The sequence below is a fragment of the Prosthecobacter sp. genome, from assembly GCF_046154365.1.
Classification (GTDB): Bacteria; Verrucomicrobiota; Verrucomicrobiia; order Verrucomicrobiales; family Verrucomicrobiaceae; genus Prosthecobacter.
Genome location: NZ_JBJXFV010000228.1, coordinates 12,823 through 29,452, shown reverse-complemented (window position 1 = coordinate 29,452; position 16,630 = coordinate 12,823). Strand labels below are relative to the sequence as shown.

General features: G+C 62.2%; 7 protein-coding genes. 2 read left to right on the top strand and 5 right to left on the bottom strand.

All coding sequences use genetic code 11. The features are described 5' to 3' along the window. Together ACKVY0_RS29005 and ACKVY0_RS29000 are read right to left on the bottom strand one after the other, a co-directional pair. Positions 1-1,950, bottom strand: a 1,950-nt coding sequence (locus ACKVY0_RS29005) for an ATP-binding protein (protein WP_409218375.1), incomplete at its 3' end; no start/stop codon positions are given. 45 nt (positions 1,951-1,995) lie between these two features. Beyond that, complete coding sequence (locus tag ACKVY0_RS29000) at positions 1,996-2,310, bottom strand: hypothetical protein (protein WP_409218374.1); 315 nt, start codon at positions 2,308-2,310, stop codon at positions 1,996-1,998. Positions 2,311-2,879: 569 nt separating this feature from the next. On the opposite strand from ACKVY0_RS29000, the gene ACKVY0_RS28995 reads away from it, so the two are divergent. Next, positions 2,880-3,359 carry a Fur family transcriptional regulator gene (locus tag ACKVY0_RS28995; RefSeq protein WP_409218373.1) on the top strand — a complete coding sequence of 160 codons (480 nt, stop codon included), beginning with the start codon at positions 2,880-2,882 and terminating at the stop codon, positions 3,357-3,359. Here ACKVY0_RS28995 and nagB read toward each other — a convergent pair whose 3' ends face one another. From nagB to leuB, 3 genes are all read right to left on the bottom strand, one after another. Continuing rightward, a complete protein-coding gene (gene nagB, locus ACKVY0_RS28990; RefSeq protein WP_409218372.1) occupies positions 3,360-5,246 on the bottom strand; it encodes a glucosamine-6-phosphate deaminase in 1,887 nt (628 codons plus the stop codon). It lies immediately after the preceding gene. Positions 5,247-5,384: 138 nt separating this feature from the next. Then, positions 5,385-6,287 carry a lipoyl synthase gene (gene lipA, locus ACKVY0_RS28985; protein WP_409218371.1) on the bottom strand — a complete coding sequence of 301 codons (903 nt, stop codon included), beginning with the start codon at positions 6,285-6,287 and terminating at the stop codon, positions 5,385-5,387. Positions 6,288-6,393: 106 nt separating this feature from the next. Next, on the bottom strand, positions 6,394-7,500 hold the full coding sequence (leuB, locus tag ACKVY0_RS28980; RefSeq protein ID WP_409218370.1) for a 3-isopropylmalate dehydrogenase: 1,107 nt from the start codon (positions 7,498-7,500) through the stop codon (positions 6,394-6,396). Between the two features lie 188 nt (positions 7,501-7,688). Between leuB and ACKVY0_RS28975 the strand changes: the two genes are divergently transcribed. After that, positions 7,689-16,598, top strand: a complete 8,910-nt coding sequence (locus ACKVY0_RS28975; protein ID WP_409218369.1) for a putative Ig domain-containing protein — start codon at positions 7,689-7,691, stop codon at positions 16,596-16,598. The last annotated feature ends 32 nt before the right edge of the window (positions 16,599-16,630 follow it).

Here is a 16,630-nt window from a genome sequence, read left to right as displayed (position 1 = left end):
GGGTTCGCGGCCCTGGGGCTGCTGCACGGCTTTGGCGAGCGCCTTGCTGAGGCCGTCGAGGGAGTAGGGCTTGAGCATGATATCCACGGGCGGCGGGTGGCCCTGGCTGAGGATCATGAATTCATCGGGGTCGATGATGAAGCCGCTGCAAACGACGACGGGGACGTTGTTGCCAACGGCGCGCAGTTCCTTGAAGGTGTCGCGGCCGGAGAGCTTGGGCATGTAGATGTCGAGCAGGACGGCGTCGATTTTTTCGCCGCTGCGCAGGATGATGTCGAGCGCCTGCTGGCCGTCGCCAGCCTCCAGGACGCGGTAGCCGAGGAAGCCGAGCATGTTCATGGCGATGGAGCGCACGGGGGCTTCGTCATCGACGACGAGGACCGTGGTCTGGCCGCCGAGGGGGGCAGAGGTGGCGGCGGCGTTGTTTTCGATGGGCGTCTCCTCCTCGACTTGCTCAGGATTGAGCATGCGGGGCAGGAAGACGCGGAATTCGCTGCCGCGGCCGACTTCGCTGTCGAACTCGATCCAGCCGCCGTGCTCGCGCACGATGTCCTGCGCGGTGGAAAGGCCGAGGCCGGTGCCGTTGCTGGCGGCCTTGGTGGTGTAGAAGGGCTCGAAGATGCGCAGGCGCTGCTCTTCGGAGATGCCGTGGCCGTTGTCACGCACGACGAGCATGACGAAGTCGGCGGTGTCCGTGCCGGGCTTGGAGGGCTGGTGATGGGTGACGTTTTCGACGGCGATCTCGATGACGCCTTTGTTGGCGGGCAGGGCGTCGCGGGCATTGAGGCAGAGGTTGAGCATGACCTGCTCGATCTGGGTGGCGTCCGCCGTGACGTAGGAGGCGTCCATGCCGCCGCGCATCTGAATGGTGACGAGCGGATCGACACTGTGCTTCAGGAGGTTCTGCACGTCGGCGAGGAGGCGCTTGAGATTGGTGGTCTTGCGAATGGAGACGCCGGTGCTGCGGCGTGAGTAGCCGAGGAGAGATTTGACGAGTTCGGCAGCCCGGGTGGTGGCGTGGCTGGCGTTCTGGATCTTGTCGCGCACGCCGGCTTGGTTGGAGGCGGGGGTGAGTTCGGCGAGCGTGAGATTGCCACGGATGGCGGTGAGGAGGTTGTTGAAGTCGTGGGCGATGCCGCCGGCGAGCTGGCCGATGGTGCCCATCTTCTGCGATTCGCGGAGCTGGTTTTCCAGCACGCGCATTTCGGAGCGGTCTTTGACGATCCAGATGCGGCCGATGATTTCGCCGGCGTCCGTGCGCATCGGGCTGGAGCGCAGGGAGAAGACGCGACCGTCGTTGGCAACGAATGGCGGGGTTTCATCCTGGCCGTCGAGGCTGGAGGCGGTTTTTTCGATCCAGGCGGAGATGATGGCCTGTTCGGCGAAACGTTCTGTCAGTGAGTTGAGGAGACGTGAGGCGTCGCGGCCGGCGACTTCTTCGACCTGCTTGCCAAGGAAGTCGTCGAGTTTGGCATTGGAGGCGATGATGGCACCCTGGGCATCGACCACGAGCACGCCTTCATCGCTGGCGGCGAACAGGCCCTGGAGGGCGGTGAAGGCCTCGCGCAGGAGGCGTTCGGCATTGAGGAGGCGCTGGGCGGTCTGGCAGGCGTGCTGCTCGGCGGCGTTGAGCGCCTGGCGTTGCTTGGCGAAGATCATGTTGATGTCGCAGCGCAGCTTCCAGAAATCGGCGGGCAGCCATTCGGCGGAATGGGCGTCGGGCGGCACGCCACGCAGGATGGCGGTGGTGCCTTTCATGACGGCGGTGGTCGGTTTGAGCAGCCAGCCGGAAACCAGGTAAGCGGCCAGGAGGACGCCACCGCCGAGCAGGACGCCGGTGATGCCGCAGAACCAGTCGAGCGGCTGGCCCATCATACGTGTGGCTCCCATGGCTGGCAGGAAGCCGAACAGCCAGAGTGGCAACAGGATGCGAAGTCGCAGAGAGTTCATGACGTGTGAGGGGCGAGTGGTTGGTGGCGGATGGGGACGGGAGGGTCAGTTGGCGGGATGAGGCGTGGGGGAAGACGTGCGGCTGATGATGCGCTGCATGCAGTGCTCGACGGCAGCATTGAGGTGGTTTTCCAGCCAGGCCTCAATCTCACCACGCAATGTGGCAAGGCCCGCCTCCGCCGTTTGGACGCCCTGGGGAACGCGCTGCTCCAACCGGTCCAGCCGGTCGTTCGAAGCACTAACGCTCATGGCGATGCCGAACACGTCGTTGCGCAACTGCTCGATCTGCGCCGCTAAGTCATGCCCGACGGGAGATTGCTGTGCAGGGGGCGGCAAATAGAGTGCCGCTGGCTGTGACACGGAGGCGGCTTCCTGGCCGCCAGGGAAACGTTGATTGGGCGAAGGAGCCGGCGGCAGATGGCTGGAAATCAGCCGGGGATGGGCCGCCCCGTTCTGCCGCACGGATTCCTGAGCCCGAAAAGGCTGACCGCCCCCTGTTACCCCGTGACTCAATGGTTCGGTACTGATACGAGCTGGCGGCTGCTGCATGACTGCTTCGGACGCCGGCACAGCAGTGGTTCCAGGGGGTATTTCGCCCTCGGAACCTTGACGCTGAGTAGAGAATGAAAATGGTAAAGGCATGCGTGGAATTAGGCAGTCTGTGTAATTTTAACAATATTAACAATAAAATCCATAATTTTTTTGAAATAAATTTGGGTTGCCTAATCATCTGCGCTGTCATTCCCGCCGCACTACCGGCCTCTGTGGCAGTCGTTTTGGACTGTTTCTACCACCCAAGCGACGGTTCCCATGTCTGGGGCCGTGTTCATAGGCTGTCACCTATGCTAGGTGCCGCAGCGCGCATAAATCACGGCTGAGGAGAACCGTTGCCTTGCGCAGGCTGGCAGCCTTGTCTAACCTCGCGCCCAATGGACGAACGCATCATTCAACGCCTGGAGGCACATCTGGCCAGCCAGGGGTTGCGCCGCACCAAACAGCGGGATGTCATCGTCGAGGCCGCTTTTGCCACCGACGATCACTTCAAGGCCGAGGAGTTGCTCGACAAGGCCCGCAAGCTCGACAGCACGGTCTCCCGCGCCACGGTCTATCGCACCCTGACCCTGCTGGTGGAGTGCGGCCTGCTGCGCGAGGTCGATCTGGGCCGCGACCAGACCTACTACGACCCCAATTTCCTCGACAAACCCCAGCACAACCACCTCATCTGCCTCGACTGCGACCGGGTGGTGGAGTTTGAGGACGAGCATACCGAACTGCTGCACGACTGCATCACGCGGCGGCTTGGCTTTCAGCCCAGCATGAAAAGCATGCGCATCGAGGCGCACTGCGACGAGCTGAGCCGCCTCGGTAAATGCACTTATCGCGACTCCAAGCTGGTGGTCGCGGGCTGATCACGCCCGGCGCCAGCGCTGGAACGTCTCAATCGCCTCGTACTCGGCCAGACCCAGCGCATCATAGAGCCGAGCGTTCTCACGGTTTGTCTCAGGCGCTTCCTGTTCCAGCGATGATAATGCCCCGTAACGGGACAGAGCGTTCGCTTTACGCTCGATCTGCAACGGACTCATCGGAATGGCCATGTCGATCTCATGCGGCTCCAGCGGGCGTTCTTTGCCGCGATACAGCCACACACTGCATGAACCGGCGAATTCCTCACCCGCACAGGCTTGCAACGCTGCAATCAGCAGCCGGAAGCAGATGCCTGACACGCTCGAAGGATCGGCGGCATCGCCCGTGATGTAAATTTGATGGGGTTTGTGGTCTTGCAGCAGACGCACCAGCGCAGCCACGTCGGCCTGGGTGCTCTTGAAGCGGCGGTAACGCCCCTGCTCATAGAATGGCAGGTCCACAAAGGTGACACGGTCATTTGCCAGCCCCACCGTGTGCGCCGCATCGCGCAGTTCGCCGCGTAGAATGAGACCCTTGAGTTGGCGCAGCAGCGGCGGGTCTTCGCCAAACTCGCCCTTCGCTTCCAGCAAGGCCAGCGCTTCACGCGCATAGGCCACCTGCGGCCCCCAGCCGTCGGGTTTGGCCGCGTTCGAGGCCAGTTCGAGCAGCGTTTCGGCAAACTTGTCTGCCTCGCTGTCCGGCACGCGCAAACTGCCCGAGGTCAGCGCAATCAACCGCACGTCATGCCCCTGCTCAATCAGACGATCCATCGTGCCACCCATGCCCGTGATTGCATCCTGCGGCTCCGGGCTGAAAACGAGGCAGCGCTTCGGATACGGCCGCGCACGTTCAGGGCGATACGTATCATCTTCATCCGGTTTGCCACCCGGCCAGCCGGTGATCGTGTGCTGGAGCTGGTTGAAGATGCGGATGTTGAGCTGATAGGCCGGACCTTGCTCCGACAGCAGATCGGAAAGGCCGTTCTCATTGTAGTGCTCGTCGATGAGCTTCAGGATCGGCCGCTTGATCTTGAACGCCTGCCACACCATCGCCCGCCGTGTTTCGCGTGGCGTCCACGATGCAGGTCCGACGAGCCACGGCAGCTTGATGCGTGTGAGTTCGCGTGAGGCACCACTATCGATGAAAAATCGCGCGTCCGGGTGATCTTGCAGGAACGAGGCCGAAATCGCCTCCGTCGTCGGCCCTTCGACCGCCTTGGCCACCATCACGGCTTTGTTCTCGCCCCAGGCCATGAGCACGAGCTTCTTGGCGCGCAAAATCGAGCCAACGCCCATCGTGATCGCAAAGTGCGGCACATTCTGCTCACCACGGAAGTCGCTCGCCGCGTCCTGGCGCGTCACGCGGTCCAGCGTGATGCGACGCGTCATCGAGTCGCGGCTGGAACCCGGTTCGTTGAAGCCGATGTGACCCGTTCGACCAATGCCGAGGATCTGCAAATCAATGCCGCCCACGCTTTCGATCTTCTCCTCATACTGACGGCAGTGATGGAACACCTGGTCGCCCGGCACCGTGCCGCTGGGAAGGTTGATGTTCGCCTTCGGGATGTCGATGTGATCAAACAACTGCTCCGCCATGAACTTGGCGTAGCTCTCTGGATGATCGGCACCGAGGCCATAATACTCGTCGAGATTGAAGGTGATGACGTTCTTGAAGCTCAGCCCCTCCTCTTTGTGCAGACGGATCAGCTCCCGATAAAACGGCACCGGCGTCGATCCCGTCGCCATGCCCAGCACCGCAGGCTTGCCGGCCTTGTTCTTCGCTTCAATCAGCTCTTTCACTTCCAGCGCCAGGGTTTTGGCCGCTTTGGCGGAATCAGGGAAAATGACGGTCGAAACTTTCTCGTAGGCTTCAGCGGGAGGACGAGGTGACATGGCGGTTGGTTGGGAGAGCCACGAAGAAGAACCGGAACGCCCGCTCTGCAATGACGAACTGTGGCCACGCTCGCCAGAGTGTGGATCGTCCGTCCCATCACACCGCACCCGCGTTCTGGCGAACGCGGTTACGCGAACTCACTCCAAATCCAGCTCCGGCTTGAAATCCGACGCGTGATACGAACTGCGCACCAGCGGCGCACTCGCTACATGGCGGAAGCCTTTCTTCAGCGCGATCTGCTTGTAGTTCTCAAACGTGTCCGGGTGGATGTAGTCGATCACCGGCAGATGCTGCGCCGAGGGGCGCAGATACTGGCCCAGCGTCAGCACCGTCACGCCATGCTCGCGCAGATCGTCCATCGCTTGAAACAATTCCGTCTCCGTCTCGCCCAGACCCAGCATGAGGCCGCTCTTCGTCGCGCACTTCGTGCCGAACTCCGCCGCCATCTCCTTGGCGCGCTTCAGCACATGCAGACTGCGATGATACTGCGCCCGGCTGCGCACCAGCGGCGTCAGGCGCTCCACGGTTTCCAGGTTGTGATTAAAGATGTGTGGGCGTGCTTTCATCACCACTTCGAGCGCATCGTCCTTGCCGTTAAAATCGGGTACGAGAATTTCAATCGTGATCGTCGGCACCGCTGCGCGCACCGCTTCAATCGTTTGCGCAAAGTGTTCCGCGCCGCCGTCCTTCATGTCATCCCGCGCTACAGCGGTGATCACGATATGGTTCAACCCCATGCGTTTGGTCGCCTCCGCCACACGTTGCGGTTCATCCGCCTCCAGTGCGAACGGCTTGGCCGTTTTCACCGCACAGAAGCCACACGCACGCGTGCAGCGGTCCCCCGCGATCATGAACGTCGCCGTGCCCTGGCTCCAGCACTCCCAGCGGTTCGGGCACTGGGCCTCTTCACACACCGTGTGCAGTTTCAGGTCCGTGATCAGCCCCTTGGTGCTCCAAAATTTCGGGTCACGCGGCAGAGTCACACGGATCCAGTCCGGTTTTTTGTCACGATGCAGTGCGGGGTCAAGCTTGGGAGTCATGAGGCGTTTGGCGGAATCATGCATCGCGCAACTGAGGGCAATTGCAATGCGTTTGGGCGAACTGTCAGCGTGTCCGTCCAGTTCAAAGCGTGGACTGCAATCCACATCAAAGCGCCGCGATGATGGCTGCGCCGATCTCCTTGGTGTTGACCTTCTTCGTGCCGGGGGAACCGCTGAAGATGTCTCCGGTGCGGAGGCCGTCGTCGATGACTTTTTTGACGGCGGATTCGATGCTGGCGGCTTCTTGTTCCAAACCGAGGGAGAAGCGCAGCAGCAGAGCGACGGAGAGGATCTGCGCGATGGGGTTGGCGATGCCCAGGCCGGCGATGTCGGGGGCGGTGCCGCCGCTCGGCTCAAAGAGGCCGAAATAGAGGCCGTCGCCTTTGGGTTTGCCGAGGCTGGCGCTGGCGAGCATGCCGAGGGAGCCGCAGATCATGGCCATCTCGTCGCTGAGGATGTCGCCAAAGAGGTTTTCGGTGACGAGCACATCGAAGCTGCGCGGGGCTTTGATGAGCTGCATGGCGGCGTTATCGACGTAGAGGTGCGCGAGGGTCACCTCCGGGTATTCCTTGGCGATTTCGTTCATCGTTTCACGCCAGAGGACGGAATTGGTGAGTACGTTGGCTTTATCGACGCTGGTGACGTGCTTGCGGCGAAGCTGCGCGGCCTTGAAGGCGACGTGGGCGATGCGGACGATCTCGCTCTTCTTATAGACCATGGTGTCGATGACCTCGATGTCGCCATCGGGGAGCGTGGTGCGGCTCTTGGGCTGGCCGAAGTACATGCCGCCAGTGAGTTCGCGGACGCAGAGGATATCGAAGCCGCCTTCAACGAGGTCGGGGCGGATCGGCGAGGATGAGGTGAGCGCGGGATGGCAGATGCCGGGGCGGAGATTGGCGAAGAGGCCGAAGTGTTTACGGATCGGCAGAAGGGCGGCGCGTTCGGGCTGCTCGTTCGGAGGGAGTTTTTCCCACTTCGGACCGCCAACGGAACCGAAGAGGATCGCGTCGCTGGCTTCGCAGGCGGTGATGGTTTCAGCGGGCAGGGCCTTGCCCACGGCATCGATCGCAGCACCACCGACAAGCTGGTGGTTGTAGGCGAAGGTGAGATTGGAACGGGCGGCGACGGCGTCGAGGACTTGGAGTGCCTCGGCCATGACTTCGGGGCCGATGCCGTCTCCGGGGAGGACTGCGAGTTTGAAAGAGCGTGACATGTGCTGGGTGGGAAAGGGGGCGTTTAGTGGATGAGGATGCTGTGGATGGCAAGCGGGCGGGAAACGACGAATGACGAATTTTCGAATGACGAAGGGCTGCGCCGTTCGTCTCATCATTTAGTCTCAAAATTATAAAAATTGTAAATTTTGCTTTAAAGCGCTCCATATTGCCATAATTATTGCTTATTATGCGAGTTGAACTTGTGAATATTCCAGAAATTAAGAACTTGGGTGCCAAATCCATCGGCTTTTCCTCTCTCCGAGCCTATGCGGCTATCCTGGCGGCCACTTTGGGCGGATTGGGTGGAACGGGGCACGCCGGGGAGGCTGATCACGGGCTGTCTGACCAGCTAGCGGCGGAAGCCCAGGTGCTGGCTCCGGCGTTTCAGATCATGGCACCTGCGGCGACGACGGCGACGGCGCGGATTTCGCTCGGAGAATGGGGCAACATCATTTCCTGGACGCCGCATCTGCCGGTGACGGCGGCGACGCTGCCGGACGGGCGCTTGCTGACTTTTGCTTCGAATCAGCGCACCACCTTTCCTGTCGGTGCGGAGTTCACTTATGCGGCGGTGTGGAATCCGGCCACGGGTGTGTTCACCGAGATCAACAACACGCGGCATGACATGTTCTGCGGCGGCACGGCCATGCTGCCGGACGGGCGGGTGATGATCAACGGCGGGCGCAACACGACGCGGCTGAGCAGCATCTTTGACTGGCGCACTAGCCAGTGGACGGCGGTGCCGAACATGAATGACGGCCGCTGGTACAACACCAGCGTGGCCTTGACCGACGGCAGCGTCTTCACCGTGACGGGCGACGGCGGCACCAATACCGCCGAGCGTTGGACCAGTGCGAGCGGTTGGTCGCGCCTGACGGGCATCAACTGGGCCACGGTGGTCGGGCAGCCGGGGTACGTCACACGCTGGCATCCGTTGGTGGTGGTGGCTCCCGATGGTCGCCTGTTTCACGGTGGCCCTACGCGGCAGATGAACTGGGTCACCACGGCTGGCACTGGCAGCTTGGCCTACAGCGGTGTGGATGTCCCTGGAGTCTTGTATCCAAAGGAAGGCTGCTTTGCCATGTATGACGAAGGTCGCATTCTGGTGGCGGGCGGTTCGGCCAACACCAACACGAATCCCAGCGACAGCTCGACCGGCACCAGCACGAACGCCGCTTTCACCATCGACATCCGCAGCGGCACGCCGGTGGTACAAGCCGCGCCGTCCATGAGCTTTGTGCGGCAGTTTGCGAACTCGGTCATTCTGCCGAATGGCGAGGTGATGGTGATCGGTGGCAACACTTCCGGCCTGAAATTCAATGACACCGGCTCCGTGCTGACAGCGGAAATCTGGAATCCGACCACGCGGCTATGGCGTCAGCTCGCGCCGATGAATGTGCCGCGCAATTACCACTCGCTGGCGTTGCTGCTGCCGGATGGTCGGGTGTGGTCGGGTGGCAGTGGTCTCTCGGGCAACAGCGCCGATCATCGCGACGCGCAGCTTTTCACGCCGCCGATGCTCTACAACACCGACGGCAGCCTCGCCACGCGGCCGGTCATCACGCAGGCACCGTCCTACATCGGTGTGGGCACCACCTTTGCCGTGCAGGCCACGCCGGGGATCACGAAGTTCAGCTTCATCAAGATGTCCTCGCAGACGCACTCGATGAACACCGATCTGCGCTACCTCAGCCTGCCGTTTTCTGAAACCTCGCCCGGCATCTACAGCGTCGCAGGTCATGCCAATCTCAGCGTCATGACCCCGGGCTACTGGATGCTGTTTGGCATCGGTGCGAATGGCGCTTACTCGGTGGCGAAGGTCATTCAGGTCGATCCGGCGCAAAGCGTCACCATTACAAATCCAGGTGCCCAAGTCAGCGCGGTGAACGCGCCGACGACGCTCGCGGTTTACGGCACGGCTCCTGGCGGCGGCAGCGTGACTTACAGCGCGACGGGATTGCCCACCGGTCTCGCCATCAACGCCAGCACCGGTATCATCAGTGGCACGCCGACAAGTGCAGGAACCTTTAGCAACGCGCGTGTCACCGTCACCGATGGCATCACCAGCGCGAGCACCATCTTCGCGTGGACCATCACGCCGCCGAATTTGCGCCACCAGTTCGCCAGCTTCACCTCGGCCAACGGCATTCAGCTCAATGGCAGCGCCGCGGTGACGGGCGGTGTGCTTGTGTTGACGCCCAACACAGCCACGCAAGCCGGTTCCGCCTTCCTGAGCAATCCGGTGCCGGTTTCCGAAGGCACGTCCTTCAGCAGCCGCTTTGTGTTTCGCATGAACGGCACGGCGGATGGCGCGGACGGCATGACGTTTGTGCTGCAAGGCAACGCGGCGACCGTGTTGGGCGCTGCTGGAGGTGGACTCGCGTATGAAGGCATCGCCAAGAGCCTCGCCATCGAATTGGACACCTACCTCGGCGGCACGGACCCGGACGCGAATCACATCGGCGTGTTGAGCAACGGCGTCGTCTCACCGCATCTCAGCACCGCGAGCGCCGCGTTCGATCTCGAAAATGGCGCAAGCCACACGCTCTGGGTCGATTACGACGGCCCTGCGGACACGCTGCGTGTTTATCTCGTTCAAGGCGTCAGCACCACGAAGCCTGCATCGCCTGTGCTCACGCAAACCGCGGTCAAACTCGCGAATCTCACCGGCCCGAGCGCCTGGATCGGCTTCACCGGCGCGACCGGCGGCTCCACGAACACGCATGAGGTGCTCGCTTGGGAGATCAACCTCAACGCCTTCGCGCCGCCCACCCCGCCGGTCGTGACGAATCCCGGCGCGCAGAGCCGCGTCATCAATCAAGCCGCGTCACTCAGCATCCAGGCCAGCGATGTGAACCAGGACACGCTGAGCTTCAGCGCCACCGGTTTGCCCACCGGTTTGTCGATCAATGCCAGCAGCGGCGTCATCAGTGGCACACCGACCGCCGCCGGAACGTTCCCCGTCACTGTCACAGTCAGCGATGGCAACACCACGCCGGTCAGCGTGTCGTTCAACTGGACCATCAATGCCAGCCTCGTCGTGCAGCCGCCGCTGTCGTTGCCAAACGCCTCCGGCGCGGTCAAGACCTTCACCGCAGGCAGCACGGGTGGCGCGAATCCGCGTTTCAAATGGAACTTCGGCGATGGCACACCCGAAACCGCTTTCAGCAGCAGCGCCAGCATCAGCCACACCTTTGCGAATCCGGGTCGCTACACCGTGGTCGTCACCGCCACCGATGCCACCGGCACGACGGTGACGAGCACCTTTTTCCAGGCCGTGCATGCGCCGCTCACCACGAAGAAACCGGCCGTTTCATCCAGCATCGTGTTTGAAGACCGCGTCACGGGCAACGACCGCGTCTGGCTCGTCAATCCTGACACCGACAGCGTGACCGTTCTCGATGCCGTGACACGCGCGAAGCTTGCTGAAACCAGCGTCGGCCTCGCACCGCGCAGTCTCGCTCTTGCGCCTGATGGCCGTGTATGGGTGACGAACGCGGAGAGTGCCACGATTTCCATTTTGAACGGCACCAGTTATGCCGTGGCGGCTACCGTCACGCTACCGCGTGGTTCGCGTCCGTTTGGCATCGCCTTCGATCCGAATGGCACAGCCGCTTATGTCGCGCTGGAAGGCAGTGGGCAGTTGTTGAAGCTCAATCCGAGCACTGGTGCGCAGATCAGCAGCCTCAATGCCGGTGCCAATGCGCGTCATGTGTCTGTCAGTGCGGATGGAGCGCGGGTTTATGTCAGCCGCTTCATCACGCCGTCCTTGCCGGGTGAAAACACCGCTGCTCCTGTCACCACCGGCCGTGGTGGCGAGGTGCTGGTGGTCACGGCATCGACCCTGGCGCTGGAGCGCACGATTCTGCTGCAACACAGCGAAAAGGCGGACACGCCAACCTCCGCTCGCGGTCTGCCGAACTATCTCGGTGCCACAGCGATCTCGCCTGACGGTCTTTCCGCCTGGGTGCCTTCAAAGCAGGACAACATCAAGCGCGGCACGTTGCGCAACGGCGTCGGCCTCAATCATGATCAAACGCTGCGTGCCATCGCCAGCCGCATCAATCTGACCACGCAGGTCGAAGATTATGCCGGGCGCGTCGATTTCGACAATGCGGGCATGCCCAGCGCGGCCATTTTCGATCCTTGGGGCGTGTATGTCTTCGTCGCGCTCGAAAGCAGCCGCGCTGTGGCCGTGGTGGATGCTTGGAGCAAGGTAGTCATCACCCGCTTCGATGCCGGACTCGCGCCGCAGGGACTCGCGCTGTCACCGGACGGGCGCACCTTGTTCGTGCATAACTTCATGGCCCGCACGGTCAGCGTGCATGACATCAGCAGCCTCGTGCAAGGCGGCAGCGGCACGCCGGTCACGCTCGGTGTGGTCAATGCCATCAACACCGAAAAACTCAGCGCCACCGTCCTTCGTGGCAAACAGCTCTTTTATGACGCCGCCGATGCGCGTCTGGCTTTGCAGGAGTACATTGCCTGCGCCGCCTGCCACAACGACGGCGGTCACGACGGCCGCACCTGGGATTTCACCGGCGTGGGCGAAGGTCTGCGCAACACCATCACGCTGCGCGGTCATGGCAATCACGGAGCGCTGCATTGGACGGGCAATTTCGATGAGTTTCACGACTTCGAGGGCCAGATCCGCGCCTTTGCCGGCGGCACCGGCCTCATGAGCGACGCGCAGTTCAACACCGGCACGCGCAATCAACCGCTGGGCAATCCCAAAGCCGGTGTGAGCACCGATCTCGACGCGCTGGCGGCTTACATGGCCTCATTGAGCACGGAATCGAACAGTCCGCATCGCAACAACGATGGCACGGCCACCACGGCGGCGAATGCGGGCGAGCGTGTGTTTCGCCAGCAAAACTGCGCCGCCTGCCACAGCGGCACGGCCTTCACGAACAGCGCGTTGAACGTCTTCCGCGATGTCGGCACGATCAAACAGCCCACCAGCGGCAAACGTCTCAACGGTGCGCTCACCGGCTTCGATGTGCCGACGCTGCGCGGCCTGTGGGCCACCGCGCCGTATTTGCACGATGGTTCCGCCGCCACGCTCTCGAATGCGATCACCGCGCATCAGGGCGTGACGTTGAACGCGACGGATTTGAACAACCTCGTCGCTTATCTCCAGCAGATAGACAACGCACCTGCCGCAGCGCCGCTGCCTGTGACCGTGGGGCTTGCAACGACGGCTCCAGCGAATGTGAGCGATCCCTTTGTCGTCACCGCCACGTTCAGTCATGCGGTCACGGGCTTTGCACTCGCTGACATCAGCGTCACCGGTGGCACAGCCAGCGCTTTCAGCGGCTCTGGCACGAGTTACAGCTTCACCGTCACGCCGACAGCCAACGTGACGATCAGCGTGGCCGCCAGCATGGCGCAGGATGCCGATGCGGTGACGAATCTCGCCTCCAATGTGCTCGCCCGCGCTTACACGGCTCCGAACAACACGCCTGCGTTTATCAGCCAGGATGTGGGCAGCGGATTCGTCGCGGGATCGACCAGCTTCGATGCTGGCACGGGTGTTTACACGCTGAACGCTTCCGGCCAGGACATTTACTTCACCGAAGACGGCTACCGCTTCGTGCAGGTCATTCTCAATGGCAATGGCGAGGTCCGCGCTCGCGTGCGCAGCCTGGGCAACACCAACCCATGGGCCAAGGCTGGCGTCATGGTGCGTGAGACGCTCAACGCCGGATCACGACATGCCACGATGTTCATCACGCCGCCTGCCGCAGGCAATGGCTTTGGTCTTGTGTCGCGTCTCGTTGCCAACGCGGCCACGAGTTACTCCGGTGGCCCCGCATTGAACGCGGTGCCGAACAACTGGGTGCGCCTCGTGCGACAGGGTGATGTGCTGACCGGTTACGCTTCCGCGAACGGCACCACTTGGGAACTCGTGGACAGCGTCACGCTCACCGGACTGCCTGCTCAATTGCATGTGGGACTCGCCGCGACGGCTGCGGATACCAAAGTGACCACCACGGCGGAATTCGACAACGTGCAGGTCATCGGTGCACAGGCTGTCGTGGCTCCCACGGTCACGCTCAGCGCGGCTTCGGCGATTGAAACGGGTCCGTTCACGATTCAGGTGCAGTTCAGTCAACCAGTGACCGGATTGACCGCAAATGACTTTGTTTTGAGCAACGCCACCGCTTCCAACCTCACCGGCAGCGGTGCCAGTTACAGCGTCACACTCACGCCGGTCAGCTCCGGCCTCGTCACGGTCAGTCTGCCGGCGGCGGCGGCACAAAACGCGGCTGCAACGGCCAGTCTGGCCTCGAACACGGTTTCGGTGACTTACACGCCACCGGTGGCGGTTTCGCTCGTCGGGCAGGATGTGGGTACGCCGCTCGTTGCTGGCAGCACGACCTTCAGCGGCGGTGTTTACACGGTCAAAGGCTCCGGCAGCGACATCTACTTCACGGCGGATGGTTTCCAATACGCGCTGACGCAGCTCACAGGCGATGGTGAGATCCGCGCCCGCGTCACCAGCCAGTCGAACACCAATCCATGGGCGAAAACCGGCGTGATGCTCCGCGAAACACTCGCCGCAGGCTCACGCCACGCGCTGATGTTCACCACGCCTGCGGGCGAGAACAACGGCTTCGGCATGGTCTGGCGTCCGACGGCCAACGCGGCCACGAATTACGCTGGTGGCCCCGCCTTGAACGCCGCGCCGAACAACTGGGTGCGCCTCGTGCGCACCGGCACCACGATCAGCGCCTACGCCTCCGCGAACGGCAACGCGTGGACGCTCGTCAGCACCGCGACACTGACCGGCCTGCCCAATACGGTGTATGTGGGTCTTGCGGTGACGTCTGCATCATCGTCCGCGCTTTCCACGGCCACCTTTGACAATGTGCAGGTCGTCGGCAGTCAGGCTGTGGTGGCTCCTTCCGTGGCGCTCAGCGCTGCTTCCGCGATTGAAGCGGGCGCATTCACCGTGCAGGCGCAGTTCAGTCAGGTTGTGACCGGATTGACGACGAGTGATTTCATCGTGACGAATGGTTCTGTGACTAATCTCACTGGTTCTGGCACGAGCTACGGCCTCACCGTGACACCATTGACACCCGGCGCGGTCACGATCCGCCTTCCGGCCAATGCGGCGCAAAATGCCGGCGCGGTCGGCAGTCTCGCTTCAAACACCGTCTCGGTCACTTACACGCCGCCGGTGGTCGTCGCGCTGCAATCGCAGGATGTCGGCACGGTGCAAGTCGCGGGCAGCATGAGCTACAACAGCACCACGGACACCTACACGCTGCAAGGTGCCGGGGACGACATCTACTTCACCGCCGACGGCTTCCGCTTTGCTTACACGCAGCTCACTGGCGATGGCGAAATCCGCGCGCGCATCCTCAGCCAGTCGAACACCAATCCGTGGGCGAAAACCGGTGTGATGATCCGCGAGTCGCTCACCGGCGGCTCACGTCATGCGACGGTCTTCACCACCCCTGCTGTCGAGAACAATGGCTTCGGCATGGTCTGGCGTCCGGTCGTCAATGCGGCCACCAGTTACGCGGGCGGCCCGGCGGTGAACGCCGCGCCTAACAACTGGGTGCGCCTCGTGCGCAGTGGTAACACGATCACCGCTTACGCTTCCGCCAATGGCAGTGCGTGGACGCTGATCAACACGGTGACGCTCACGGGATTGAGCAACACAGTTCAAATCGGCCTGGCCGTGACCTCCACATCGCCCTTCGCGCTTGGTAGTGCCAGTTTTGACAATGTGCAGATCGTTCAGGCCGCCGCAGTTGCCGGTGGTTCCACGCCGCCTCCAGCGGGATCAGTCAGTCAAAAAACGTCAGCAGGCTCTCAGATCGTTACAGACACCGATGTCGATGCGGATGGCGTCAATGATCTCATTGAATATGCTCTCGCGAGTGACAGCCGCTTCGATGGCGGCTGGTGGCTGACCACCACGCCGGAAGGCCGGGTCGATGCGCATCTCGAGCATCCGCGTGCGATCACCGATGTGACGTTCCGCCTGGAGCATTCGACCGATCTCGTCACCTGGAACACGCTCACACTGGCTCCGACGAGCGCGGACGCTGGCAATGGCTTTGAACAGCTCTCTTGGAACGGCATCACCAGCCTCGGTGGTCAAAACGTGCAGCGTGGCATCGTGCGCCTGCGCGTGACGCATCGCGACGGCCTCAGCGCCGTCACCACGCCGCAAGCATGGCAGCGATTCGCTTTCACAGCAGGTTCGCAGACAGCGGGCATCAGTCTCGTCAACGCGCCGCTCTACGCCGGACGCATTGAGCAAATCCTCGGCGCTGTCGAAGTTGCTCTCGAAAAAGCTGGGGAGATTCAGGTGGATGCTGGCCGCGCCTGCTACCTCGAAGTGCTGGATGGCACCCATGCCGGGCATCGAATCGAAATCACCACGATGAACGCCGGAACCGCTGTGTTGGCACCGTCTTCACCACTCAGCACACTCAAAAAACTGCCGCAGGACTTGAGCGGTGCGCGGGTGATCGTGCGTCCGCATGTCACGCTGGGCCAAGTCTTCGCGCCAGGCGTGTTTCAGGCCGGTGCGGTGCCTGCGGCTGCTGATCAGGTGTTGTATTATGAGAATGGTGCCTGGCATGCGCATTGGTTGAATGGCAGCCGGCAGTGGGTTTCGGCCAATGACACCAACGCCGCTTCGCAAAACCTGAAAATCATTCCACCCGGCACGGGCCTCATGGTCAAAGCAACCGGGGCGAAGGCGATCACGCTCACAGGGCATGTGCGCGTTAATCCATGGGTGATGCCGCTGGTGACAGGCGCAAACTTTTTGGCGCTGCCCTGGCCCGTCGATGCCACGCTGCTGCGGCTGGGATTCACTACTGAAAATGGCTTCACTGCCACCACCAGCATGACCAGTGCTGATCAGCTCCAACTCTGGAAGGCTGACAGAATCCCCGGAGCGACCACCTACGACGCTTGGTGGCTGCTGAAACGCCTCCCCACCAGCATCTGGACCGCCAAAGGCAGCGCTGCCCTGCTGGATGTCAGCACGACGCTGCCACTGCCTGCACAGCGGGCGTTCTTCCTGAAAACACAGTCTGCCACCGCAGTTCGTGGCTGGCGTCTGCCTTGAGCCATGCCGCTTGGAGTGATAGCGGCAAACCG